The sequence below is a fragment of the Cellulosimicrobium funkei genome, assembly GCF_900155925.1.
GTDB classification, from domain to species: Bacteria; Actinomycetota; Actinomycetes; order Actinomycetales; family Cellulomonadaceae; genus Cellulosimicrobium; species Cellulosimicrobium funkei.
In genome coordinates this window covers 598,189-622,625 of record NZ_FTMI01000001.1, presented here as the reverse complement: position 1 = coordinate 622,625, position 24,437 = coordinate 598,189, and the positions used below count along the sequence as shown (strand labels likewise).

At 74.7% G+C, this 24,437-nt stretch carries 18 protein-coding genes; 12 read left to right on the top strand and 6 right to left on the bottom strand.

Annotated features, from left to right (window positions below; genetic code table 11):
- Nucleotides 1–4: 4 nt before the first annotated feature.
- Nucleotides 5–4,675: a RodZ family helix-turn-helix domain-containing protein gene (locus BXA05_RS02670; RefSeq protein WP_076403732.1), complete on the bottom strand. Its 4,671-nt coding sequence runs from the start codon at nucleotides 4,673–4,675 to the stop codon at nucleotides 5–7.
- 171 nt (nucleotides 4,676–4,846) lie between these two features.
- Between BXA05_RS02670 and BXA05_RS02665 the strand changes: the two genes are divergently transcribed.
- Nucleotides 4,847–5,371 (top strand): FBP domain-containing protein, encoded by a 525-nt coding sequence (locus BXA05_RS02665; protein WP_061267213.1) that lies wholly within the window; start codon nucleotides 4,847–4,849, stop codon nucleotides 5,369–5,371.
- On the top strand, nucleotides 5,371–5,937 hold the full coding sequence (locus BXA05_RS02660) for a TetR/AcrR family transcriptional regulator (RefSeq protein WP_205688625.1): 567 nt from the start codon (nucleotides 5,371–5,373) through the stop codon (nucleotides 5,935–5,937). Before BXA05_RS02665 ends, BXA05_RS02660 begins: the two co-directional genes overlap by 1 nt.
- A gap of 77 nt (nucleotides 5,938–6,014) precedes the next feature.
- Here the strand turns inward: BXA05_RS02660 and BXA05_RS02655 are convergent, their stop codons facing one another.
- Nucleotides 6,015–7,148: a diacylglycerol/lipid kinase family protein gene (locus BXA05_RS02655; protein ID WP_076403730.1), complete on the bottom strand. Its 1,134-nt coding sequence runs from the start codon at nucleotides 7,146–7,148 to the stop codon at nucleotides 6,015–6,017.
- A gap of 73 nt (nucleotides 7,149–7,221) precedes the next feature.
- On the opposite strand from BXA05_RS02655, the gene serS reads away from it, so the two are divergent.
- The gene (serS, locus tag BXA05_RS02650; protein ID WP_061267210.1) at nucleotides 7,222–8,505 is read left to right on the top strand and encodes a serine--tRNA ligase; all 1,284 of its coding nucleotides are present in this window, start codon (nucleotides 7,222–7,224) and stop codon (nucleotides 8,503–8,505) included.
- Complete coding sequence (locus BXA05_RS02645) at nucleotides 8,502–9,332, top strand: HAD family hydrolase (protein ID WP_255218741.1); 831 nt, start codon at nucleotides 8,502–8,504, stop codon at nucleotides 9,330–9,332. Before serS ends, BXA05_RS02645 begins: the two co-directional genes overlap by 4 nt.
- A gap of 93 nt (nucleotides 9,333–9,425) precedes the next feature.
- On the opposite strand, the gene BXA05_RS02640 is transcribed toward BXA05_RS02645, so the two are convergent.
- Together BXA05_RS02640 and map are read right to left on the bottom strand one after the other, a co-directional pair.
- The gene (locus BXA05_RS02640) at nucleotides 9,426–10,442 is read right to left on the bottom strand and encodes a hypothetical protein (RefSeq protein ID WP_143311010.1); all 1,017 of its coding nucleotides are present in this window, start codon (nucleotides 10,440–10,442) and stop codon (nucleotides 9,426–9,428) included.
- 233 nt (nucleotides 10,443–10,675) lie between these two features.
- Nucleotides 10,676–11,467, bottom strand: coding sequence for a type I methionyl aminopeptidase (gene map / locus BXA05_RS02635; RefSeq protein WP_021482979.1), 792 nt, complete (start codon nucleotides 11,465–11,467; stop codon nucleotides 10,676–10,678).
- 172 nt (nucleotides 11,468–11,639) lie between these two features.
- On the opposite strand from map, the gene BXA05_RS02630 reads away from it, so the two are divergent.
- From BXA05_RS02630 to BXA05_RS02610, 5 genes are all read left to right on the top strand, one after another.
- Nucleotides 11,640–12,668, top strand: coding sequence for a LacI family DNA-binding transcriptional regulator (locus tag BXA05_RS02630; protein ID WP_244550364.1), 1,029 nt, complete (start codon nucleotides 11,640–11,642; stop codon nucleotides 12,666–12,668).
- A gap of 271 nt (nucleotides 12,669–12,939) precedes the next feature.
- Nucleotides 12,940–14,346, top strand: coding sequence for an ABC transporter substrate-binding protein (locus BXA05_RS02625; protein ID WP_061267207.1), 1,407 nt, complete (start codon nucleotides 12,940–12,942; stop codon nucleotides 14,344–14,346).
- 177 nt (nucleotides 14,347–14,523) lie between these two features.
- A complete protein-coding gene (locus tag BXA05_RS02620) occupies nucleotides 14,524–15,507 on the top strand; it encodes a carbohydrate ABC transporter permease (protein WP_034652574.1) in 984 nt (327 codons plus the stop codon).
- Nucleotides 15,504–16,454: a carbohydrate ABC transporter permease gene (locus tag BXA05_RS02615; protein ID WP_021483010.1), complete on the top strand. Its 951-nt coding sequence runs from the start codon at nucleotides 15,504–15,506 to the stop codon at nucleotides 16,452–16,454. The genes BXA05_RS02620 and BXA05_RS02615 overlap by 4 nt, the downstream gene beginning before the upstream one ends.
- Before the next feature lie 110 nt (nucleotides 16,455–16,564).
- A complete protein-coding gene (locus BXA05_RS02610) occupies nucleotides 16,565–17,485 on the top strand; it encodes an EamA family transporter (RefSeq protein ID WP_076403726.1) in 921 nt (306 codons plus the stop codon).
- A 13-nt stretch (nucleotides 17,486–17,498) separates the two neighbouring features.
- Here the strand turns inward: BXA05_RS02610 and BXA05_RS02605 are convergent, their stop codons facing one another.
- Nucleotides 17,499–18,131, bottom strand: coding sequence for a bacterial proteasome activator family protein (locus BXA05_RS02605; protein WP_034652579.1), 633 nt, complete (start codon nucleotides 18,129–18,131; stop codon nucleotides 17,499–17,501).
- A 54-nt stretch (nucleotides 18,132–18,185) separates the two neighbouring features.
- Entirely contained in the window at nucleotides 18,186–19,163 is a 978-nt protein-coding gene (locus BXA05_RS02600; protein ID WP_076403724.1) for an NAD(P)H-quinone oxidoreductase, read from the bottom strand.
- Nucleotides 19,164–19,393: 230 nt separating this feature from the next.
- On the opposite strand from BXA05_RS02600, the gene BXA05_RS02595 reads away from it, so the two are divergent.
- From BXA05_RS02595 to BXA05_RS02585, 3 genes are read left to right on the top strand one after another with little or no spacing between them, the layout of a single operon-like run.
- The gene (locus BXA05_RS02595) at nucleotides 19,394–23,287 is read left to right on the top strand and encodes a sensor histidine kinase (RefSeq protein WP_170963121.1); all 3,894 of its coding nucleotides are present in this window, start codon (nucleotides 19,394–19,396) and stop codon (nucleotides 23,285–23,287) included.
- Nucleotides 23,288–23,323: 36 nt separating this feature from the next.
- On the top strand, nucleotides 23,324–23,773 hold the full coding sequence (locus tag BXA05_RS02590; RefSeq protein WP_021483502.1) for a roadblock/LC7 domain-containing protein: 450 nt from the start codon (nucleotides 23,324–23,326) through the stop codon (nucleotides 23,771–23,773).
- Between the two features lie 10 nt (nucleotides 23,774–23,783).
- Nucleotides 23,784–24,194, top strand: coding sequence for a DUF742 domain-containing protein (locus BXA05_RS02585; protein WP_021483501.1), 411 nt, complete (start codon nucleotides 23,784–23,786; stop codon nucleotides 24,192–24,194).
- The last annotated feature ends 243 nt before the right edge of the window (nucleotides 24,195–24,437 follow it).

The window sequence follows — 24,437 nt, the reverse complement described above, 5'->3', positions numbered from 1 at the left end:
CGCGTCACGACGCGGCGCTCTCGACGCGCGTCGCGGAGCCCGCCCCGGTGCGCTCGTCCGGGTCCTCGCCCTCGCCCTCGGCCGTGCCGTCGGCGTCGTCCGCCGCATGGAGCGCGGCGACGGTGAGCAGCGGCACCGCCGGGATGAGCGCGACGAGCGCGATCCGCACGCCGAAGTCGTTGACGAGGGAGCCCGCGACGGCCACGATCCACAGGGCGAGCAGGGTCGGGCGCACGAGCGGCCACGCGGCCTCCGTGCGTGCGAACCAGCGCGGCGTGAAGCGCCGGGGCCAGAAGAGCAGCAGCGCGGTCGCGACGAGCACGGCGATGGTCAGCCACACGGGCACCCCGCCCAGCACGGACCGCGCGGCGTAGCCCGCCTTGCGGAGCAGCGTCTCCCACGCCGACCCGTCGACCACCTGCTCGACGAACCGCCCGAGGTGCGAGCGCTCGTCGGCCGGGCGCAGCCAGTCGAGCACGCCGACGGCGGCGACGAGCGCGACGCCCGCCGTGGCGACGAGCAGGAAGCGGCGCCACGTGACGCGCGCGCCCGAGGCGGCGAGGCCCAGCACCGCGAACGCGGGCACGACGACGAGACCGCCGCCGAGGTCGGCGCCGAGCGTCGGCCACACGTCCACGACCATCGTCACGAGGCCGATGACCCCCACCGTCGCGGCGGCGACGTAGCGGTGGCCGCGCGCGACGAGCCACTGCGCGAGCGCCGCGGCGACGACGAGCGCCGCGACCGCGTACACGGAGAACGTCGGGTTCCCGAACCCGTAGAACCGGGCGCCGAACGTCGGTGCCGAGCCGAGCGGGCTCGCCCGGTTGAGCGGGGTGCCGACGAGCGCGTCGAGCGTGAGCACGGCGAACGTGATGCCCGCGACGATCCCGGGCCCGAGCCACACCGGCCGACGCGGGGCGAGCGCGCCCAGGCCGGCGACGGCCGCCGTCGCGAGGACCGTGGAGACGACGATCGCGAGGGTCTGGTTCCCGAACCGCCACCAGCCCGTGAGCGACACCAGGAAGGCGGCGGTGGGCACGGCGGCGACGACGAGCGCGGAACCCCGGGCCCAGTGCGCCGCCCGGGCCCAGCGGGCGCGCGCACGGTCGCCCGTCGCTCGCCTGGCGCGCGGCGCGAGCAGGAGGCAGAGCCCGGCGATCGCGAGCCCCGCGTAGAGCGGCACGTCGACGAACGCGGTGTAGACGGCGCGGCGCACGTGGTCGCGGGTCGTGAGGTCGGCGAGGGCGTCGGCGGTCGACGTCGCGTCGGCCGGGCGCGGCGAGCCCCAGGCCAGCGGCGTGTCCTGGATCCGCGCCGGGGTGGCTGCGCCCGCGGCGTCGAGCACCGTCGCGGGGACGTCGAGCACGCGCGCGACGCCGTCGGTCCGGGTGGCGGCGCTCGTCAGGTAGCGCGACTGGTCGGGGCCGTCGGACGACGGGCGCACGAGCGCCGTGCCGAGCGCCGGGCGCGTGCCGGGCGTCCCGGCGACGTCCACGACGAGCACGGTCGTGCCGCTCGGAGCGGCGTCGAGCACGGCACCGACGGTCGCGTCGACCGCGGTGAGGCGGTCGGCGCGCAGGGTGCTGCGCAGCGTGGCGCGCTCGTCCGCCGGGAGGTCGGGGTCGACGAGCGGCGGGGTCGCGTCGCCCGCGTCGACGACGGTCACGGGGCACGCGAACGCGTCGGAGCCGGGTGCGGTCGCGCCTGCGAGGTCGCGGTAGCGCGCGACCTGGCCCGCGGAGTCCGCGAGGGCGACCGCGGCTCCGGGGCCCACCGCCGTCGCGCACACCGCGCCGTCGGCGCCGGCTGCGGCGAGCGCGTCGCCGAGGACGCCGAGGCGCGCCTGGTAGCCCGAGCCGCGCTGGAGCGCGACCAGGTCGTCCCACCCCTCGACCCGCGCACCGTCCACGCCGTCGGGGGCGGGCTGTACCGTCGGGCACGCCCACGCGCCGTCGGGCGCGCGCTCGGTCGTGACCTCGGCGAGCTGCCCGGCGGAGAGCGCGAGCCAGCCGCCGACGGTGCAGCGGCTCGCCGCGCCCGTGGGCTGGGAGACGCCGCCGGCGCCCGCGCCGTCGGTGAGCAGGGCGTGGAGGTTCGGGGTGGCGGACGACGTGACGTCGCTCCACGTGACGCCCGTGGTCCCGACGACGACGACCGGCCGGTCCGTCGCGATCGCGTCGGAACGGGTCACCGACGCCTCGCCGCCCGCCGGGGCGGCGCTGGCCGCCGGTCGGAGCCCCGTCGAGGCGAGCACCGTGGCGGCGAGCAGGACGACGAGCAGGAGCCCGCCTCCCACCGTCGCGAGCATCGTTGGCATGCGCCGGATCCCCGGCTCGGGGACGGCTCCCGCGGTCTGCCGGGGCGCGGGGCGCGCGAGGAACCCCGGGACGATCATCGCGGTCGCGACCACCACGACCATGACGGCGATGATGACGCCCGAGTCGTTGAGGACGGAGCCGACACCCGCGACGACGACGAGCGCGACGACGAGCGGGCGCAGCACCGGCCAGGTCTCGTAGGCCCGCGCGACCTCCGGGAGGCGGAAGCGCTCGGGGCGCAGCACGGCGACGGCCACGAGGACCACGAGCACCGCGGCGACCGCGCCGAGCGGGTTCGCGAGGGTCGCCCACGCGCCGAGCGCCTTGCGGCCGATCACGTCGAGCGCGGCGCCGTCCACGACGGTCTGGACGAACCCGCCGAGGTGGGACCGCCCACCCGGCAGCAGCCAGTCGACGACCGCGACGACCACGACCACGAGCACCGTCGCGAGCGCGACGACGAGCGCGCGCAGCCAGGTGATGCGGATGCGGCCCACGAGGAGCGCGAGGACGGCGAACGCGGGGACGAGGGCGAGGATGCCGCCGAAGTCGGCGCCGAAGGCTGGCCAGCCGTCGATGACGACCGTGACCACCCCGACGGCGACGACGGACCAGGCCGCGAGCCGACGCCGTCCGCGGGCGGTCGCGGCCGACGCGAGGCCGCCCGCGAGCACGAGGCCGGCGACGGCGTACACGGCGAAGGTCACGTTGTTGAAGCCGTAGAAGCGCGTGAAGCCCACGACGGCGGACGTCCCGAGCAGGGACGCCTGCTGGAGCGTCGTGCCGGTCGCGCCGTCGACGGTGAGCACGAGCCACGTCACCCCCGCGAGGGCCGACGGCAGCGCCCAGGGGCGCCGCGGGAGGAGACGTGAGACGACCCACGCGACGAGGGCGACGACGACCGCGCTCACCGCGAGCGCCAGCGTGAGCGCCGGGGCGGGCGCGCTCCACACCCACCAGCGGGACAGGCTCGCGAGCGACGCCGCGACGGGAGCCGCCGCGACCACCATGAGCACGGCGGAGAGCACGCGCAGGCCGCGCGGCCCCGGGCCGGGCTCGCGGCCGCGGCGGACGGCGGCGCGGCGCGCCCACAGGACGCCGCCGAGCGCGAGGACCAGGGTGGCGACGAGGAGGCCCACGAGCACGGGGTAGAGCGTGGGGATGGTGCTCGTGAGGACGTTGAGGTATTGCCGGTTCTCGACCGTCCGGGCCACGTCCATGCGACGGACCTCGCCCTGCTCCAGGGCGGCGCCCTCAAGGCCTTCGGTGCTGCCGCCCGCCGACTCCACGACGGTCGCCGTCAGGTCGGTGAGCTGGACGATGCCGTCCTTCTGCGTGCTCGGCGAGTGGAGCCACCGGCTCGTCGGCTGCCCCTTGCGCCAGTCGACGACGACCTGGAGCCCCGTCTCGCCGACCGGTCCGGCGGACACGCCGGCCACGACGACGCGCGTGCCCCGATCGACCTCGTCCATGATCCGGGCGAGGGCCTCGTCGAGCTCGTCGAGGCTCTCCCCGCGCCCGGTGGCCGAGTCGACGATCTCGCCCTGGTCGACGACCGTCACGTCGCACGCGTCGAGGCCGCCGGCGGGGAGGGCGGCGAGCGAGGGCGTGTACCGCTCGACGTGACCGACGGCGTCCGCGAGCATCACCGCGGCACCCGGCCCGACGGCGGTCGTGCAGACGCCCGTCCCGGCGATCCGGGCTGCGGCGGTCCCGGGGTCGTGCCGTGCCGCCTGCGCGGGCGTCTCCTCCGTGGCAGGCGCCGTGAGGACGGCCCAGCCGGGGACGTCCGCGGGGCGTGCGTCGGGCGTGGTCGTGCCGGTCGTCGCGACGGCGGGCACGGGCACGGGGAGGCAGCCGCTCGCCGGCTCCTCGGCGTCGGCGGGGAGCGGCTCCGCGGGCTGCTCCGCCGTCTGGGCCGAGACCATGCGCCCCGCCGACAGCGTGAGCCACGCGTCGGTCGTGCACACCGTGCGCCCGAGGTTGAGCGACGCGACGGACCCCGTCCGGATCATCGACCACAGCGTGGGCGTCGCGGTGGGGGAGACGTCGCTCCAGTACAGGCCGGCCACCGCGACCAGGACGACGGGCCGCGGGTCGTGCGTCGGCGCGGCGGCGAGCGGGCTCGCGGTCTCGGCGACGCCGGCCGCTGTGCCCGGGCCTCCCGACGCGACCGCCGGGGGCGCCCCGGTCGTCGCCGCCGCGGTGGTCGCCGTTGCCGGGCCCGCCGTCGCGAGGAGCGTCAGCAGCAGCGCGACGGCGGTGGCGAGCGCCGCCGTCCGCCGCCCGAGGCCCCGGTCCCGGCGGACGGGCTGGGTGCGGGCAGGGGGGAGCGCGGCGGCCGGGAACGTCACCGGACCAGCCTACGGGGGCGCGACGCGCCGCCCCCGACCGCCCCGGCCGCGTCCGCGCAGGTCCGCGCGCGACGCTCACGCGGCCTCCACGGGGGCTGCGCGCAATCTTCTGGACGGGCAGACTTGGGAACGTGTACAAATTGTATCCATGTACAAGTTTAAGGAGCGACGGTGCGTGCGCTGACCCGCGCCGAGGCGCGGTCCGCGATCGTCAACGTCGACCCGGCGGAGGGGAAGGTCCGCCTGCCCGGCCACTTCGACGCGCTGCGCTGGGAGGAGCTCGACTACCTCGGGTGGCGCGACCCGCGCGCGCCCTCCCGCGCGTTCCTCGTCGCGGACGTCGACGGGCGCGCGGTCGGGGCGCTCCTGCGCCAGAGCCCGAGCCACGCCGAGGCCGGGTCGCGCGCCGTGATGTGCGCCCTGTGCCGCTTCTCGCGGCGCTTCAACGAGGTCGCGCTGTTCGCGGCGCACCGGCCGTCGCGTGACCCGCGGAAGCGGCTCAGCAGCGTGGGCCTCCTGCTGTGCACCGACCTCGACTGCCATCGCAACGTCGGGACCGTCCGGTCCGGCGGTCCGCTCGACCCCCCTCCCGACGAGGTCGTGCGGACTCGTCGGGAGGGCCTGCGGGCGCGTACCGTCGCGTTCCTGCACACCCTGACCGACGGCGCCCCGACGGCGCGGACGAGGAGTCGTTGATGGCCTACCTGCCGCGCGCGGAGCGTCGGGACTCCATCGTCGCGGCAGCGGCGGCCGTCGTGCGCCGCGACGGGCTCGGCGCCGTCACCGCGCGCGTCGTCGCCGACGAGCTCGGCGGGTCGCCGGGGCAGATCCACCACCACTTCGCGTCGACGGACGAGCTCGTCGCCGAGGCGTGGCGGCGGTACGCCGACGTCGAGATCGGCGCCTTCGAGGAGGCGGCCCGCGGCCGCTCCGCCCGTGCCGCGCTCGAGCTCTTCTTCGAGGACCTGCTCGGGCCCGGCGGTGACGGCCAGGCGCTCGCCCGGTGGGCGGAGGCCGGGGCGCACGCGCAGCTGCGGCCCGCCGTCGCGCGGGCGTACGTGGAGACGCTCGGGCTCCTGACCGACGTCCTGGCGGACGTCCTCGGCGACCGCGGCGACGCGCGACGTCGGGAGGCGGCGGGACGCCTGCTCATGGTCGGCGTCGGTCTCGCGGGCCTCACTCGCGTCGGTGGGGAGCGGGTCGTCCCGCCGGCGGCGGTCATGCGGTCGGCGATCGACGCGGAGACGGCCCGCGCGGACTGACCGCGTGGACCGACCGCGTGGACCGACCGCGCGGCGCCGACTGCGGGCCGGCCGTGCCCGTGGCCCGCCGCCGCGCGTCAGGCCGTGCGGACCACCAGCGCACCCGGGTCGACGCGCGTCTCGATCTCGACGGCGAGGCCCAGCACGTCGCCGTCGACCTGCGCCTGCTCGCCCTCCTCGACGCGCACCCGGACCCGCCGGGCGCGCGCGTGGTCGATGCGCCCGATCTTGGCGGGCAGGTCGTTCCGCACGCCGAGGCCCTGCATGACGACCTCGCCGAAGAGCTGCGCCCACCCCACGACGCCGCCGCGCGTGTCGACCGCGGCGACGTCGAGCACGCCGTCGTCGATCACGGCGTCGGGCAGGAGCGTGATGCCGCCGGGGAGCCGCCCGCAGTTGCCGATCATGAGGGAGCGCAGCCGCGCGTCGACGGGCGGCGAGTCGTCGAGCTGGATGCGGGCCCGCATGCGCCGGCCGTGCAGGTGGCGGATCCCGGCGACGAAGTACGCGACCCACCCGACCTTGGCCTTGAGCTCGTCGTCGGCGTCGGCGACCATCGCGGCGTCGAACCCGAGGCCCGCGATGACGAGGAAGATGTGCTCCTTGCCGGGCTCCCGGACAGGGTCGAGGGTCGTGCCCTCCACGTCCCCGGGGCCCGCGGGGTCCGCGTACCGCAGGACCGTGACCCAGCCGACGTCGATCGGGCGGTCCGACCCCGCGATCACGACGGCGAGCGCCGCGCGGGCGTCGCCCACGGGCAGGTCGAGGTTGCGCGCGAGGAGGTTGCCGGTGCCGACGGGCACGAGGCCCATCGTTCGGCCGCTGCCGACCATGCCCTCCGCGACCGCCCGCACGGTGCCGTCCCCGCCCACGGCGACGACGACGTCCGCCCCCTGGGCGAGCGCGGCACGGGTCTGCCCGACGCCCGGGTCGGCGACCGTCGTCTCGAACCACAGCGGGTCCGGGAGCGCGGCGTCGGCGAAGGCGCGGCGCACCACGGCCTCCAGCCCGACGACGTCGGGCTTCGACGGGTTGGCGACGAACGCGACGAGCTCGCGCGGGTCGTCGTCGAGGGGCGTCTCCTCGACGGGGAGTTCCGCACCGTGCGCGCGCCGCAGGCGCGACTGCTGGGCGCGCAGCCCCAGCGCGACGACGAGGGCCACGACGGCGACGGCGAGCGCCGCGATCGCGACCCAGAGGGTCCAGGCCATGGCGACACCGTAGCGGGGTCGTGGCTGTGGAGGACCACGACCGCTGCGCCGCCGGGTTCGTTAGGCTGCTGGCGTGATCGACCTCCGCCTCCTGCGCGACAACCCCGACATCGTCCGTGCCAGCCAGGTCACCCGTGGTGACGACCCCGCGCTGGTGGACGCCGCCCTCGACGCCGACGCGCGCCACCGCGCCGCGCTGAGCGAGTTCGAGAGCCTGCGCGCCGAGCAGAAGTCCCTCGGCAAGCAGGTCGCGCAGGCGCAGGGGGAGGAGAAGCAGGAGCTGCTCGCGCGCACCAAGCAGCTCGCCGCCGACGTCAAGGCGCGCCAGGCCGACGCGGACGCCGCGGCGGAGGAGCTGCGCGGGCTGCTGTTCCGCATCTCCAACGTCGTCGAGGGGGCGCCTCCCGGGGGCGAGGACGACTACGTCGTGCTGCGCGAGGAGGGCACGATCCGCGACTTCGCGGCCGAGGGGTTCACGCCGCGCGACCACCTGGAGCTGGGCGAGGGCCTGCGCGCGATCGACACCGAGCGCGGTGCGAAGGTCTCGGGCGCCCGGTTCTACTACCTCACGGGCGTGGGTGCGCGCCTCGAGCTCGCGCTGCTCAACGCGGCGATGGACACGGCGGTCGCGGCGGGCTTCACGCCCGTCATCACGCCGACCCTCGTGCGGCCCGAGGTCATGCAGGGCACCGGGTTCCTCGGCGCGCACGCGGACGAGATCTACCGCCTGGAGAAGGACGACCTCTACCTCGTCGGCACGAGCGAGGTCGCGCTCGCGGGCTACCACGCGAACGAGATCGTCGACCTGTCGGGCGGCCCGCTCCGGTACGCCGGGTGGAGCGCCTGCTACCGCCGCGAGGCCGGCTCGCACGGCAAGGACGTGCGCGGCATCATCCGCGTGCACCAGTTCCACAAGGTCGAGATGTTCTCCTACTGCGACCCGGCCGACGCCGCCGCGGAGCACCAGCGCCTGCTCGGCTGGGAGGAGCAGATGCTGCGCCTCGTCGACCTGCCGTACCGCGTCATCGACACCGCGGCGGGCGACCTCGGGTCGAGCGCCGCGCGCAAGTTCGACTGCGAGGCGTGGCTGCCCACCCAGCAGCGCTACCTGGAGCTCACGTCGACGTCGAACTGCACGACGTTCCAGGCGCGCCGCCTCAACGTGCGCGAGCGGGTCGAGACGGACGGCAAGACGGAGACGCGGACCGTCGCCACGCTGAACGGCACCCTCGGCACGACGCGCTGGATCGTCGCGATCCTCGAGAACCACCAGCAGCCCGACGGGTCGGTCCGCGTGCCCGAGGGGCTGCGGCCGTACCTCGGCGGCCTCGAGGTCCTCGAGCCGGTGGTGGCGTGACGGACCCCCGGGAGACCACCGATGCGGCCGAGCCGCTGCTCGTCGCGCTCGACATCGACGGCACGCTCATGTCCTACGACCAGGAGCTGTCGGACGACGTGCGCGACGCCGTCGCGGACCTGCGCGCCGCGGGGCACCACGTGGTGCTCGCGTCGGGACGGTCGCTCATCGCGATGACGCCCGTCGCGGAGATCCTCGGGATCGACCGCGGCTGGGTCGTCGCGTCCAACGGCGCCGTGACCGCGCGGCTGGACCCCGACGAGCCCGACGGGTACGTCCTCGAGGACGTCGTGACGTTCGACCCGGGCCCGGCCCTGCGGCTCCTGCGCGAGCACCTGCCCGACGCGCGGTACGCCGTCGAGGACGTCGGCGTCGGGTTCCGCATGAACGAGCTCTTCCCCGACGGCGAGCTCGACGGCGTGCACCGCGTGGTCGAGTTCGACGAGCTGTGGTCCGGCGAGGTGACGCGCGTCGTCGTGCGGGCGCCGGGGTCGACGAGCGAGCAGTTCCACGAGCTCGTGGAGCGGCTCGGCCTCGACGACGTCACGTACGCCGTGGGCTGGACGGCGTGGATGGACCTCGCGCCCCTCGGCGTCACGAAGGCGACCGGCCTGGAGCTCGTGCGCCGCACCCTGCACGTCCAGCCGCACCGGACCGTCGCGGTCGGCGACGGCCGCAACGACGTCGAGATGCTCCGCTGGGCGTCGCGCGGCGTCGCGATGGGCCACGCGGACGACGTCGTGCAGGCGGCGGCCGACGAGGTGACCGGCACCATCGAGGACGACGGCGCGGCGCGCGTCCTGCAGAGCCTCCTGCCCGCGCGGTAGAGCTGCGGTACCCCGAGGTAGAGACGCGGTCATCTCCGGGCTCCCACCGGGGGCAGGACGGCGGGCCGGTCCGCACCCGACCGGGCGTACGCCTCAGGGCCGTGTGAAGGTGACCTTTCCCGCCGCGTCGCGCGAGACGGTCCCGGTGTACGAGGCGCGCACCTCGGCGGGCAGGTCGCCGTCGTCCCAGAGCAGGACGGTGTACTCCGCCGTGGCCTGGTACGCCCCCTCGACGTACCGGATCTCTGGCCCGGGTTCGGCGAACCACTCCGTGCGGGAGGTCTCGCGTGCGTTCTCGACGAGCTCCGACGGGCACGACGGACCGGTGAGACCCTCGTCCTCGCAGGCGGCCCGCAGATCCTCGATCGCCTCCTCCACCCCCGGCTCGACGTCGGGCCGCAAGGTCGGGGTGAACGCGAAGCCCTCGGCCACGACCCCGTCCTCCCGGACGACGTCGGGCACGTAGGCCGTGAACGACGAGCCCCGGCGCAACCCTTCGAGGAGACCGGTCGGGTCGGTGTACTCGACGGCATAAGCACCGGGGAGCAACGTGACGGGGGTGAGCTCTGCCGCCGGGTACTCGACCTGGCCGTTGACCGTCAGCGTGCCGGACACCGGCTGACCCGCACCGATCGTGTCGGCGGTGCCCAGGTCGCTGATCGTCGTGCGGTCGCCGTCGCGGGTCGTCCGGACCTCCAGGCTCACGGGGCCGTCGACGCCGTCGAGGGTGAACTCGACCGTCACGCTCGCGCCGGCCGACGAGCCGGAGGACGCCACCACGCGTGCGTCGGTGGGCCGAGCCACGGAGGCACGGTAGAAGTCGTCGTCGACGAGATCCTCGTCGAGGTCGACCGTGGTGAGCGCCGCCGCGTCGCTCGCCCTCCCGGCCTCCAGGCTCGCGAAGAAGTCCTCGACCACCGCGACGCTCTCGGTCGTGTCGGTGTCGACCGTGCCCGGCGCGCACCCGGCGAGCACGACGGCGACGGCGAGACCGCCGGTGAGGCGGGCAGCGGCTCGCCGCCGCCGAGCGTCGCGGGGGCAGTCGGCCACCCTGGTTCGCGCGTCCCCGGAGCCTCGGTCGAGGTCGCGTCCGTGAGCGTCGTGCGTCATCCCTACATCCTCTTCGATCGACGACGAGAGCGTGGCGCCACGCGTCACGCGCGCCCGGACGGTGCGGCCGAGGGGGGAGGGCGGTGACGTCTCACGGTGCTCGGACGTCGCTCGGCGCCTGCAGCGACGATGCCCGCCGGCCCGGGTACCGCGGCTCTACCTCGGTGGACCGGGGCTCTACCTCGGCGGACCGGGGCTCTACCTCGCGGTACCGGGGCTCTACCTCGGGACGGTCAGTCGCGGGGCTCGCGCGCGGTGAGCACGACGGGGCCGTCCTCGGTGATCGCGACTGTGTGCTCGCTGTGCGCGCCGCGCGACCCGTCGGCGGAGCGGAGGGTCCAGCCGTCGGGGTCGGTGTAGATCTCGTCGGTGGTCTCGAGGAACCAGGGCTCGATCGCGATGACGAGGCCCGGCTTGAGCGGGAACCCGCGCTTGCGGCGGCCGTCGTTCGGGATGTGGGGCTCGCCGTGCATGGTGCGGCCGACGCCGTGCCCGCCGAAGTCGGTGTTCACCGAGTAGCCCGCGGCGTGCGCGACGTCGGCGATGGCGGCGGAGATGTCGCCGACCTTCTTGCCCGGCTGCGCGGCGGCGATGCCCGCCTCGAGCGCGCGCTCGGTCGTCTGGATGAGCCGGGCGTCCGCCTCGCCGAGCGCGCCCGCGCGCGGCGTGCCGACGACGAACGACAGCGCCGAGTCCGCGACCCACCCGTCGACCGAGGCGGCGAAGTCGATGCTCAGCAGGTCGCCGTCGCGCAGCGCGTAGTCGTGGGGGAGGCCGTGCAGCACGGCGTCGTTCACGGACGTGCAGATCACCTTGCCGAACGGGCTCGCGCCGAACGACGGGTGGTAGTCGATGTAGCAGGACTCGGCCCCGCGGTCGCGGATCATCCGGTGCGCGACCTCGTCGAGCTCGAGCAGGTTCGTCCCGACCTTCGTGGCGGCGCGCACCGTGGTGAGGACGTCGGCGACGAACCGTCCGGCGGGCCGCATCTGCTCGATCTCCCGCGGGGTCCTCAGCTCGATCATCGTGGTCCTTCCGGTTCGCAGGTGGTGGTGCCCGACGACGGCACGGCGGGCTCGTACGTACCGAGCGGTGCCGAGGGGCGGGCTCGACCACGATATCGGTCCCGGCGAGGGCAAGCGCTTGCATCGATCTGCTCACGATGCGGCACGGCGCCTCGCCAGGGTCCGTCCCGGCGTGGCAGCATCACCCGTCGTGGCAGGTATCGACGACGTCGCCCAGGCCGCCGGGGTGTCCACGGCGACCGTCTCGCGCGCCCTGCGCGGCCTGCCGAACGTCTCGGAGGCGACGCGCCTGCGGGTGCTCGCGGAGGCGGCGCGGCTCGGGTACGTGCCCACGCCGTCGGCGTCGTCCCTGGCCACGGGGCGGACCCGGACGATCGGCGTGCTGACCCCGTGGGTGAACCGGTGGTTCTTCGCCAACGTCATCGAGGGCGCCGAGCGCGCCCTGCGCGACCTCGGCTACGACGTGCTGCTCTACACGTTCGACGTCCGGCGCACGTCGTCGCGCCGCCGGGTCGACCCGAGCGTGCTGCGCCACCGCGTGGACGGGACGCTCGTCGTCGGGCTGCCGCTGGACGACGACGAGGTGCGCTCGCTCGTCGGGCTGGCGCGCCCGCTGGCGTTCGTGGGGTCCGGGCCGGCGGAGCAGGTGACGGTCCGGCTCGACGACGTCGCGACCGGGCGCGCGGCGACGCGCCACCTGCTGGACCTCGGGCACCGGGTGATCGGGCACGTGACGGGGGTGCCGGACCTGGTGTCGTCGTGGTCCCCGCCCGTGGAGCGCGCGCGGGGGTACGTGCGCGCGCTCGAGGAGGCGGGTGTCGTCGTGCAGCCGGACCTGGAGGTGAACGGCGACTTCGACGTCGCGGGCGGCCGCGAGTCGACCGCGGAGCTGCTGCGCCGCCGCCCGGACGTGACCGCGGTGTTCGCGGCGTCGGACGAGATGGCGATGGGCGCGATCCTCGCGGCGCGCGACCTCGGCCGGCGCGTGCCGGAGGACCTGTCCGTCGTGGGCGTGGACGGCCACGACCTCGGCGAGCTCGTCGGCCTGACCACGATCGCGCAGGACGCCTACCAGCAGGGCTTCGACGCGGCGCTCCTGCTGCTCGACATGATCAACGGTGCCCCGGTGCCCGAGAGCCTGACGTACCCGACGGAGCTCGTCCGGCGCGGTTCGACGGCGCCGCTCCCCCCGGGCGCGTAGGGCCGGCCGCGACCCCTGCCCACACCGGGACGCCCTGCGGGCGCACGGTGTGGGAGCGCGGCCAGCCTTCCGGGCCCCGAGAGAGCGCGCACCCGCCGCGCGTGACGGAATCGTTACGCAAACTCACCTCCGCTGTGCTTGCACCCCGGGGATGCAACCGCTTGCATGGTGGGAGGGCGAGAGCGCACCCGCGCTCGCGACGTCGCGATGCGCCCGGTCCTCACCGGACCGGGGTGACGGCGTCCGGACCCACGACGAGGTGGAGGCTGAGATGACCAGGACCACGAGGACCAGCGCGGCGCGTCGCCGCACGCTGGCGGTCGCCGCCGGCGGCGCGAGCCTCGCGCTCGTGCTCGGGGCGTGCAGCAGCGGGGGCGGCGGCGGGGGCGACGACGAGTCGCCCAGCGCCGAGGTGGACTGCGCCGACTTCGAGCAGTACGGCGACCTGTCCGGCAAGACCGTCACGGTCTACTCGACGATCGTCGACACCGAGGCCGAGCAGCAGCAGGCGTCGTACGAGCCGTTCGAGGAGTGCACCGGCGCGACGATCGAGTACGAGGGCTCCAAGGAGTTCGAGGCCCAGCTCCCCGTCCGCATCCAGTCGGGCAGCGCGCCCGACATCGCGTACCTGCCGCAGCCCGGCCTCCTGCGCCGCATCGTCGCGGACTTCCCCGACGCGATCCAGCCGGTCGGCGACCAGGCCGCGGCCAACGTCGACCAGTACTACACGGAGTCCTGGAAGGAGTACGGCACCGTCGACGGCACGCTGTACGCGACGCCGCTCGGCGCGAACGTGAAGTCGTTCGTCTGGTACTCGCCGTCCATGTTCGAGGAGGCGGGCTACGAGGTCCCGACGACGTGGGACGAGCTCATGGAGCTCTCCGACCAGATCGTCGCCGACAACCCGGAGGGCGACGTCAAGCCCTGGTGCGCCGGCATCGCGTCCGGCGAGGCGACCGGCTGGCCGGCCACCGACTGGATGGAGGACGTCGTCCTGCGCACGGCGGGCCCCGAGGTCTACGACCAGTGGGTCAACCACGAGATCCCGTTCAACGACCCGCAGATCGCCACGGCCCTCGCGACGGTCGGCGACGTGCTGAAGAACGAGGACTACGTCAACGGCGGCCTGGGCGACGTGAGCAGCATCGCGACGACCGAGTTCACCGAGGGCGGGTACCCGATCATCGACGGCCTGTGCTACATGCACCGCCAGGCCACGTTCTACCAGGCGAACTGGACGACCCTCGACCCCGACCTCGAGGTCGCCGAGGACGGCGACGTGTGGGCGTTCTACCTGCCGGGCGAGTCGGCCGACGACAAGCCGCTGCTCGGTGGCGGCGAGTTCGTCGCGGCGTTCAACGACCGTCCCGAGGTCCAGGCCTTCCACGCGTACCTGTCGAGCCCCGAGTGGTCCAACGCCAAGGCGAGCGTGACCCCGCAGGGCTGGATCAGCGCCAACAACGGCCTCGACCCCGAGCTGCTGCAGTCGCCGATGGACCAGCAGGCGTACGAGCTGCTCACGGACGAGAGCTACACGTTCCGCTTCGACGGCTCGGACATGATGCCCGCCGCCGTCGGCGCCGGCTCGTTCTGGTCCGAGATGACCGAGTGGATCGCGAGCGACAAGTCCGACCAGGCCGTGCTCGACGCCATCGAGGCGTCCTGGCCGACGTCCTGACCCGCGAGCGGCCCGGGGGCTGACGGCGCGGCGCGAGCCACGTCGTCGGGCCCCGGGCCCGCGCGTCGACCCGGGGGCGGGTCGCCCTGGCAGGACCCGGGCGGCCCGCCCTCGCCGACCGTCCCTCGTCGTCCACCTCGTCCTCCCGGCCGCCGCCGGCCACCTCAGGAGCCTCACATGGACTGGTTGCTCGAACCCTCCGGGACGGGGGGCAAGCTCGCGGTGATGGTCGTCGCGATCCTGCTCTTCGTCGTCGTCATGGGTCTGATCCTCTTCCTCGTCGACCGGCCGAAGCGCGTGCCCGGCTGGGTCGTCGCGATCGCGTTCGCCGGGCCCGCGGTCGTCATGCTCGCGTTCGGCCTGCTGTACCCAGGGCTGCGCACCATCCGCGACTCGTTCTACAACCGCACGGGCTCCGCGTTCGTCGGGCTCGACAACTACGTCACCGCGTTCACGCGGGACGAGTTCCAGATCGTCCTGCGCAACACGGCGATCTGGGTCATCGTCGTCCCGCTCGTCTCGACGTTCCTCGGGCTGGTGTACGCGGTCGTCGTCGACCGGTCCCGCTTCGAGAAGCTCGCGAAGACCCTGATCTTCCTGCCCATGGCGATCTCCATGGTCGGCGCGGGCATCATCTGGAAGTTCATGTACGAGTACAAGCCGGCCAGCCAGCCGCAGATCGGCCTGTTCAACCAGGTCCTCGTGTGGCTCGGGCTGGAGCCGCAGCAGTTCCTGCTCAGCGCGCCGGCGAACACGTTCTTCCTCATCCTCGTGATGATCTGGATCCAGGCCGGGTTCGCCATGACGATCCTCGCCGCCGCGATCCGCGCCATCCCGGACGACATCGTCGAGGCGGCCCGGCTCGACGGCGTCGGCGGCATGCGGATGTTCCGCTACATCACCGTGCCGAGCATCCGCCCGGCCCTCGTGGTCGTCCTCACGACGATCGCCATCGGCACGCTCAAGGTCTTCGACATCGTCCGCACGATGACGGGCGGCCGGTTCGAGACGTCGGTCGTGGCGAACGAGTTCTACACGCAGGCGCTGCGCCAGGGCGAGCAGGGCCTGGGCGCCGCGCTCGCCGTCATCCTCTTCGTGCTCGTCATCCCGATCATCGTGTACAACGTGCGGCAGCTGAAGCAGGCGGAGGAGATCCGATGAGCACCCCACTGTCCGCCTCCGTGCCCGACGCCCCGCTCGTCGACGAGACCGTCGAGGAGGGCAGCGGCAAGGGCGTCGTCGCCGGCCTGGACGCGCGCGCCGACAAGGTGCGCCGCAAGGTCTCGTCCCGGCCGGCGTCGATCATCGCGATCGTGCTCGCCGTCCTGTGGACGATCCCGACGTTCGGGCTCCTCGTCACGTCGTTCCGGCCGCCGCGCGAGATCCGCCGGTCGGGGTGGTGGGAGGCGTTCGCGAACCCCGAGTTCACGGTCGACAACTACACGGACGCGCTGTTCGGCGGCTCGACGAGCTTCGCGACCTACTTCGTCAACTCCCTCGTCATCACGCTGCCCGCGGTGATCATCCCGATCACGCTCGCGTCGCTCGCCGCGTACGCGTTCGCGTGGGTGAACTTCAAGGGCCGCAACCTGCTGTTCGTCGCGGTCTTCGCGCTCCAGATCGTGCCCATCCAGGTCACGCTCGTCCCGCTGCTCACGCAGTACGTGGACTGGGGGATCGACGGCTCGTTCTGGCCCGTGTGGCTGTCGCACTCGATCTTCGCGCTGCCGCTCGCGATCTTCCTGCTGCACAACTTCATGAAGGACATCCCGCGCGAGCTCGTCGAGGCCGCCCGCGTCGACGGCGCGGGGCACGTGAAGATCTTCTTCCAGGTCCTCATGCCGCTCCTCGTCCCCGCCATCGCGGCGTTCGGCATCTTCCAGTTCCTCTGGGTGTGGAACGACCTGCTCGTCGCGCTGACGTTCGCGTCCGGCCAGGACACCGCACCGATCACGGTGCGGCTCGCCGAGCTGTCCGGCTCGCGCGGCGCGAGCTGGCACCTGCTCCCGGCGGGCGCGTTCATCTCCATGGTCGTGCCCGTGGTCGTGTTCCTGGCGCTCCAGCGGTACTTCGTGCGCGGCCTGCTCGCCGGCTCGGTCAAGGGCTGACGCCGGCCGCGGCGAGATGGTGGCGGCGGCCCGTCCCGCACGGCGGGCGGGCCGCCGTCGCACGACCGGCGTGCGACGTCTCCGGGCGGGCGCGGTCGTAGAGTCGGTCGGTGCCCACCCGAACCGCCGCCCTCGACCGCGTCCCGGCACCGGCGCTGTTCGTCGTCTCGGGCCTCACGCAGTACCTGGGCGCGGCGATCGCCGTCGGGCTGTTCGCCGTCGCCGGGGCGGTCGAGGTGGGCTGGCTGCGCATCGCGGCCTCCGCGCTGCTCCTGCTGGCCTGGCGCCGCCCGTGGCGGCGGCGCTGGACGCGGCACGACCTCGCGTGGGCCGCGGTCTTCGGGGTCGCGCTCGCGGCGATGAACCTCGCGTTCTACGTCGCGATCGACCACCTCCCGCTCGGCACCGCCGTCGCGATCGAGTTCCTCGGCCCGGTCGCGGTCGCGGCGGTCACGGGCAGCGGCTGGCGCGAGCGCGGCGCCATCGCGGTCGCGGCGGCCGGGGTCGTGCTGCTCGCCGGCGTGACGGTCGGGTCCGACCTCCCGCACGACGACGCCGTGCTCGGCCTCGCGGCGATCGCCGTCGCCGCCGCGTGCTGGGCCGCGTACATCGTGCTCGGCCGCCGGGTCGCCGTCGGGGGCTCGGGCGTCACGTCGCTCGCGGTCGGGATGGCCGTGGGCGCGCTCGCGTTCGCGCCGTTCCTCGCGCCGGACGCCGTCCCGGTGCTCGGCGACTGGCGGCACGCCCTGGCCGTCGCGGGGATCGCGCTGTTCTCGTCCGTCGTGCCCTACGCGCTCGAGCAGGTGATCCTGCGCCGCGTCAGCGCGGCGACGTTCTCGGTGCTCCTCGCGCTGCTCCCGGCGACGGCGGCCGTCGTGGGCGCCGTCGTGCTCCGGCAGGTCCCGAGCCCCCTGGAGCTGGTCGGCCTCGTGCTCGTCTCCGGGGCGATCGCCATGACCGCCGCGCGCCCGGGCGCGAGCGGGCGCGGGGAGCCGGACGGCGTGCTGCCGACCGACCCCCCGCCCGCCTGAGCGGACCGGGGCCTCAGAGGTACTGGCCGGGCGAGGGGCGTCCGTCGTGCTCGTCCGGGCGCGGCTGCTGCCCCGGCATCCCGCCGGGCGCACCGTGGCCCATGGGCGGCAGCGAGCCGGGCGGCAGAGCCCGGCGCATCTGCGAGAGCTGCGCCTGCGCGGCCATCTGCTGCGCGACGAGCGCCGTCTGGATGCCGTGGAACAGCCCCTCGAGCCAGCCCACGAGCTGCGCCTGCGCGACCCGGAGCTCCGCGTCCGTCGGGACGCTGTCGTCCGAGAACGGCAGCGTGATGCGGTGCAGCTCGTCGACGAGGTCTGGCGAGAGGCCCTCCTCGAGCTCCGTGAGGGACCGCTCGTGGATCTCCGCGAGCCGCGAGCGCGCCGCCTCGTCGAGCGGGGCGTCGCGCACCTCGTCGAGGAGCTTCTTGATCATGCCGCCGATGCGCATGACCTTGGCCGGCTCCTCGATGACGGTCGCCGGGTTGCGGTCGGGGTCGGTCGAGTCGTCGCTCTCGACGACGCTCACCCCCGTGCCGTCAGGCATGACCACGGTGGAACGGCCGGGCTCGTCGTCGCCCTGCGCGGTCGCCGCAGGGTCGGGAGCGGTGGGCTCGTCGGGACGGGGGTCGCGCGGTTCGTCAGCCATGGGTCCAGTCTTGCGCGTGCCACCCCCGCGCGCACCGACGGGCGCGACCCGCCGTCACGGGACGAGCAGCACCTTGCCGAACACCTCGCCCGAGTCGAGCAGCTCGTGCGCGCGCGCCGCCTCGTCGAGCGGCAGGCGCGCGTGCACGACCGGCCGCACCCGGCCGTCCTCCACCAGCGGCCAGACGTGCGTCAGCACCTCGTGCACGATGCGCGCCTTCTCCTGCGGCGGGCGGGCCCGCAGCGTCGTGCCGGCCACCGTGGCACGCCGGGCGAGGAGGAGGCCGAGGTCGAGCTCCGCGCGTCGTCCCTTCTGCATGCCGATGACGACGAGGCGACCGCCCGTGGCGAGGACCTCGAGGTTGCGCGGCAGGTAGGCGGCCCCGACGACGTCGAGCACCACGTCCGCGCCGTGGCCGCCCGACGCGTCCCGCACCGCGGCGACGAAGTCCTCCTCACGGTGGTCGACGGCGAGGCTCGCCCCGAGCGCCAGGCACCGGTCGGCGCGGCCGCGACCGCCCGCGGTCACCGCGACGTGCGCCCCCAGCGCCGCGCCCAGCTGGACGCCCACCGTCCCGACGCCGCCCGAGCCGCCGTGCACGAGCAGCCACTCGCCGGGCGCCAGGCGGCCCACGTCGACCACGTTGCTCCAGACCGTGCACACCGCCTCGGGGAGGGCGGCCGCGTCCACGAGGTCGACCCCCTCGGGGACGGGGAGCACCTGCGTCGCGCGCACCCGCACCTGCTCCGCGTAGCCGCCGCCGTCGAGCAGCGCGACCACCCGGTCGCCGACCGACCAGCCCGACACAGCGTCCCCGACGCGGGCCACCGAGCCCGAGACCTCGAGGCCCGGCCAGTCGGGTGCGCCGGGCGGGGGAGGGTAGGATCCAGCGCGTTGTAGCAGGTCAGCACGGTTCACGCCAGCGGAAGCGACGTCGACCACGAGCTCGTCCGGCCCAGGGGTCTGGTCAGGGAGCGTGGAAACCGTTAGTTTCTCAGGGCCACCGGGGCCCGATATCGTGACGCCTCGCATCTCGCCGAGACTACGCGGACGGCCCCGGAGGCGCCGGATCACCGACGGGGGCACCGCGTGACGAGGGCGATTGTTCGTGCTCCTCGCGGATTAGGTGTCCGGGGGAAGTGCACCGATAGTTAGTACGCACGACCGGGGAGCGAGCCCGGGAGGCGCCGCTGCCACGCGCGTCGACCATGCCGCCGAACGGGTGGACCAGGTGATGGAGGCAGGTTCGTATGCTCCGCAGGTTGAGCGTCCGCGGGAAGATCCTTGCGGCACTCGCGGTGCCCGTCCTCGTCCTCTTCGCCGCCGCGGCGATCATCTCGGCCCAGGCCATCGGGACCGCGCGCGACGCGAGCCAGACGAGCGCGCTCGTCGCGGCGCTCGCGGCGCAGGACGCGGCCGGGACGGAGATCGCGGCCGAGCGCACGTACTCGTTCCTCGACGCCAACAGCACGCGCGACACGGCCGAGGAGGCCGAGGCGCAGATGATGGCGCAGCGCGAGAAGACCGACCGCGCGCTCGACGCGCGCGACCGCGCGTACGAGCGGCTCAACACCTCCGCGCTCGACCCCCGCGTGCGCAAGGCCGTGGCCGACACGATCGGTGACCGGTCTGAGCTCGTGGGTGTCCGCCAGGCGATCGACCGGTCCGGTCTCGGCCAGCTGCAGCGCAACTCGATGTACAGCGACCTCATCGACGCGGCGCTGGACGTGCCGCGCACGCTCGCGGACACCACCCCCGACCGCAGCCTCGCGCAGTACCTCGACACCTACGTGCTCCTCGACGAGCTGCTCGCCCAGCAGGCGCTCGAGCAGCCGCTGGCTGGAGCGGTGCTGCAGGCCGCGCAGGCGGGCCAGCAGAACACCGTCACCAACCAGCAGGCCGCCGTCCTCGTCACCACCGGAGACACGCTCGCCGCCCGCGCGCGCGCCGCGGTCCGCCAGCTGCCCGGGGAGTTCCGCCTCGAGACGCCGACGGCGACCTACAACCAGATCCGGCAGAACCTCATCGGGTCGCGCCCGGCAGCCACCCCGCCCAGCCAGGCGGCGCAGTGGCCGACGCTCTCGCAGGAGGACCGCGACCAGACCGCCCCCGTGCGCGACGCGGTGCGCACCGAGACCGCGGAGAAGGCCTCGGACCTCGCGGGGGCCGCCACGACGCGCGCCGTGATCACCATCCTCGTGACGCTCGCCGCGGTCGTCGCCTCGATCCTCGTGGCCGGCTTCATCGCGCGTGCGATCGTCAACCCGCTGCGGCGCCTCACCGACGCCGCCGAGGACGTCCGTGACCAGCTCCCCAAGCTCGTCGAGCAGGTCGCCGTGCCTGGCCAGGGTCCGGGCATCGACCTCGCGCCGATCACCGTCGAGTCCAGCGACGAGGTCGGCCAGCTCGCCACCGCGTTCAACGACGTGAACCAGACGACGATCAAGGTCGCCCGCGAGCAGGCCGCGCTGCGTGGCTCGATCGCCGAGATGTTCGTCAACGTGGCCCGCCGCGACCAGGTGCTCCTCAACCGCCAGCTCGCGTTCCTCGACGACCTCGAGCGCTCCGAGGAGGACGCGGGCACGCTGTCCAACCTCTTCCGCCTCGACCACCTCGCGACCCGGATGCGCCGCAACGCAGAGTCGCTGCTCGTGCTCGCCGGCATCGACTCGGGCCGTCGGGTGCGCCAGCCGATGCCGGCCTCCGACGTGATCCGTACCGCGTCCTCCGAGATCGAGCTGTACGACCGCGTGCGCCTCAACCTCGTCGTCGACCCGCTCATGCTGGGGCACAACGCGCTCAACGCGGCGCACCTGCTCGCCGAGCTCCTCGAGAACGCCACGATGTTCTCCGAGCCGCACACGCCCGTCGAGGTCACCACCGGCCGCGACGCGGACTTCGTGCACATCACCGTCCGGGACCACGGTCTGGGCATGACGGCCGAGGAGATCGCGGAGGCGAACCGGAAGGTCGCGACGCACGCGGCCTCGGACGTCGTCGGCGCCCAGCGCCTGGGCCTGTTCGTGGTCGGCCGCCTCTCGGAGCGGCTCGGAGCCAAGGTCCGCTTCAGCGCCGGGGGCGACGAGCAGGGCACCGAGGTCGTCGTGTCCTTCCCGGCCGTCCTCTTCGTGCCCGACTCGAACGTCCCGCTCCCGCAGCCGACGGACCCGTTGGAGACGAGCACCCAGGCCGCCGCGCAGCAGCTCACGAGCACGGGCGTGATGCCGGCCCTCCCCGCCGAGCCCGCCGCTCCCGCACCCGTCCCGACGGCGTCCGTCGCGGCCGTGGAGCCCGAGGCGCCCGCCGCCGTGCCGGTCGACCTCGACGCGCTCACCGACGGCACCACGCAGACGGGCATGCCGCGCCGTCGCTCCCGCACGGTCGACCCGGCGGCGGCCGCGCCCAGCGCGTCGTTCGCGTCCGGCCCGCAGACGGGCGCGATCGTGCTCCCGCCGCTCGCGACCCCGGCCCTGCCGGACGAGCTGCCCGCCGCGGACGAGGCCTGGACCCCGCCCGCGGAGGTGGCTCCCGCCGCGTCCGCGCTCCCGAGCCGGTCGCGTGCCGCCGCGACCCCGGTCGAGCCCGTCTCGGCCGAGATCCCGGTGCTCGACGTCAGCACCCGCAGCGCGCTCTTCTCGAGCTTCCGTCCCGTGGGCGAGCGGCCGGTCACCGAGAACCCGGTCGAGCTGCCGGTCGCGCCGGACGTCACGGCGACCGACATCCCGCTGGTGAGCGACGTGCCGACGGCCGAGGCCGCCGTCCACCACGAGGTCGTCTGGACCCCGCCGGAGGTCGCGGAGCAGCCGGCCGCCCCGAACGCCGTCACGGGCGCGGGGCAGGCCTGGGCACCCGAGCAGGGCTGGGTCCCGGAGCAGCCTGCCGAGCAGACGTGGACCCCGGAGCAGCCCGCCGAGCAGGCCTGGGAGCCCGAGCCTGCGCAGGAGACCGCGTCCGCGGGCTGGGCGCCGTCGTCGTTCGCCGAGGAGCCGCTCGACGCGACCCGCGTCGTCCCGCCCGTGGCGGCGCAGCCGGAGCAGCCCGCGGCCGAGCGCGCGCCGCTCGCCGACCGGAGCCGGGCCGCGGCCGACGCGACCGAGGTCCGGCCCGTGGCGCCCTCCGCCCCGGAGCAGACGGACGTCCCGGTCGTGGCCGAGGGACGTGCCGCGGACGGCGCCGAGGAGATCCCCGCCGAGCTCTCGTTCGAGGCGCTTCCCCGCTTCGAGGAGCTCATGGCCGACCTCCCGACGCGCCGGTCGCTGCGCGAGAGCCAGGCGCGCAAGCGCGGTCTCTTCGGTCGTCGTCCGCGGACGACCGCCACGCCGCAGGCGACGCGACCCGCCGGCCCCTCGGCCGAGGCGCTCGCCTCGCGCCCGGCCGGGTCGACGCCGGCACCGGCGGCGGCCGCACCCGCGGCGTCGAACCCGGTGGCACCTGCGCCCGCGGCGCCCGCCCCGGTCCAGGCGGCCCCGGCCGCGCGGCAGGAGCCGGGCGCGCCGGCGCGCACGTCCGCGTTCGCGCCGCGCGCCGACCTCCCTGCTGCGCCCACGCCGTCCTTCGCCCCCGAGGCGCCGGCGGCCGCGGTGCAGGAGACGCGGAGCCTCCCCCCGGTCCAGGACGACCCGTACCCCGCGGCCCGGCCGTCCGTGCCCGAGCCGGCGGCCTCCGCCGCCGCGTGGGACGCCGCTCCCGCCAGGGACGCGGCGTCGGGCTACGGTCCGCCGAGCCCGCTCGCCCGGCGTCCGGTCGCGGAGTCCCTCGAGCCGCTGGACGCGGGCTACGTCTCCGACTCGGTCGAGGCGCGGTCGGACTGGATGGCGTCGGCGGTGCTGTACGAGGAGATGTCCACCCTGCTGCAGGGCAGCACCGATTTCCAGGAAGCGACCTTGGCGGACCCGAACGACGGCATCTACCAGCCGCTCAAGGTCGACGCCGCGGCGTCGGGCCTCGCGCGACGCTCGCGCGGCGAGGAGCGCGACGGGTACGTCGACCGCTTCACGGCGCGGATCGACCGCGACCCGGAGCAGCTGCGGGCGCGCCTGTCGGCGTTCCAGTCGGCGACCGCCCGCGGGCGCGTCGAGGGGCAGGACGAGACGAGTTCGACGTGGAACCCCGAGGCCATGGATTATGTCCCTGATTCAGCGCCGCAGGCGCGGTGACGACATGCCGTCTGCGGCAACTGACGAGGAGGAACAGTGAACGCGCTCAGCACCGAGGCCACGAACTTCGGGTGGCTGCTCGACAACTTCGTGCGGACCGTACCGGGCAGCCGGCACACGCTCGTGGTGTCGGCGGACGGCCTGCTCATGGCGATGTCCGACCAGCTCGACCGGACGAGCGGTGACCAGCTCGCCGCGATCGTCTCGGGCATGTCGAGCCTGACCCGCGGTGCGGCCCGCCAGCTCAACGGCGGGAACGTCCGGCAGGCCATCATCGAGATGGACAACGGGTTCCTGTTCCTCATGAACGTGTCGAACGGCTCCGTCCTGGGCGTGGTGGCCGAGGCGAACTGCGACATCGGCCTCATCGGCTACGAGATGGCGCTCCTCGTCTCGCGCACGGAGGCGACCCTGACGCCGCAGCTCATCTCGGAGATGCGGGGTAGCCTTCCGGTCGACGGTGCGACCCGAACCCCGGTGGGATGAGGACTGATCGATGACGAACGTACCTTTCGGCAGCATGGGAGCCCACGACGGGTACGAGGCGGCGACCGTCCGCCCGTACGCGGTGACGGGTGGTCGCGTGCGGTCCGCCACGTCCGACCTCCCGCTCGAGGCGCTCGTCGAGGTCATGCCGGGTGCCGTGAACAGCTTCGGGCTGCCGCCCGAGAAGCGCTCGATCCTCCAGCACGCCGCGCACACGTACGTCTCGATCGCCGAGCTCTCCGCGCTCCTGCGCCTGCCGCTCGGCGTGACGAAGGTGCTCGTCGCGGACCTGCAGGAGGACAACTACATCACCGTCCACACGTCGACCCCGCTCAACGTCCACACGGGTCACGGCAGCAACCACTCGGGCCTGTCCCTGAGCGTCTTGGAGAGTGTTCTCAATGGCATTTCCACCCTCTGACGGCTCGGGGAGCGGGCCGCAGGCAGGGCAGCCGTCCGGGGCGAGCGGGGGTGCGCCCGGCGGTCAGCCGGCGCTGCGCCAGACGGCGTGGGCTCCGGTGAGCGCACCCGTCGGCGTGCCGACCCAGGCGGCTCCGGCGACGCCCGGCCAGCCCGCGGCACCGCAGCAGCCGGCCGCCGCCCAGCCCGTCGCTCCGGCGGCACCGCAGCCGGCGGCACCGCAGCCCGCCGCGCCGGTGGCCAC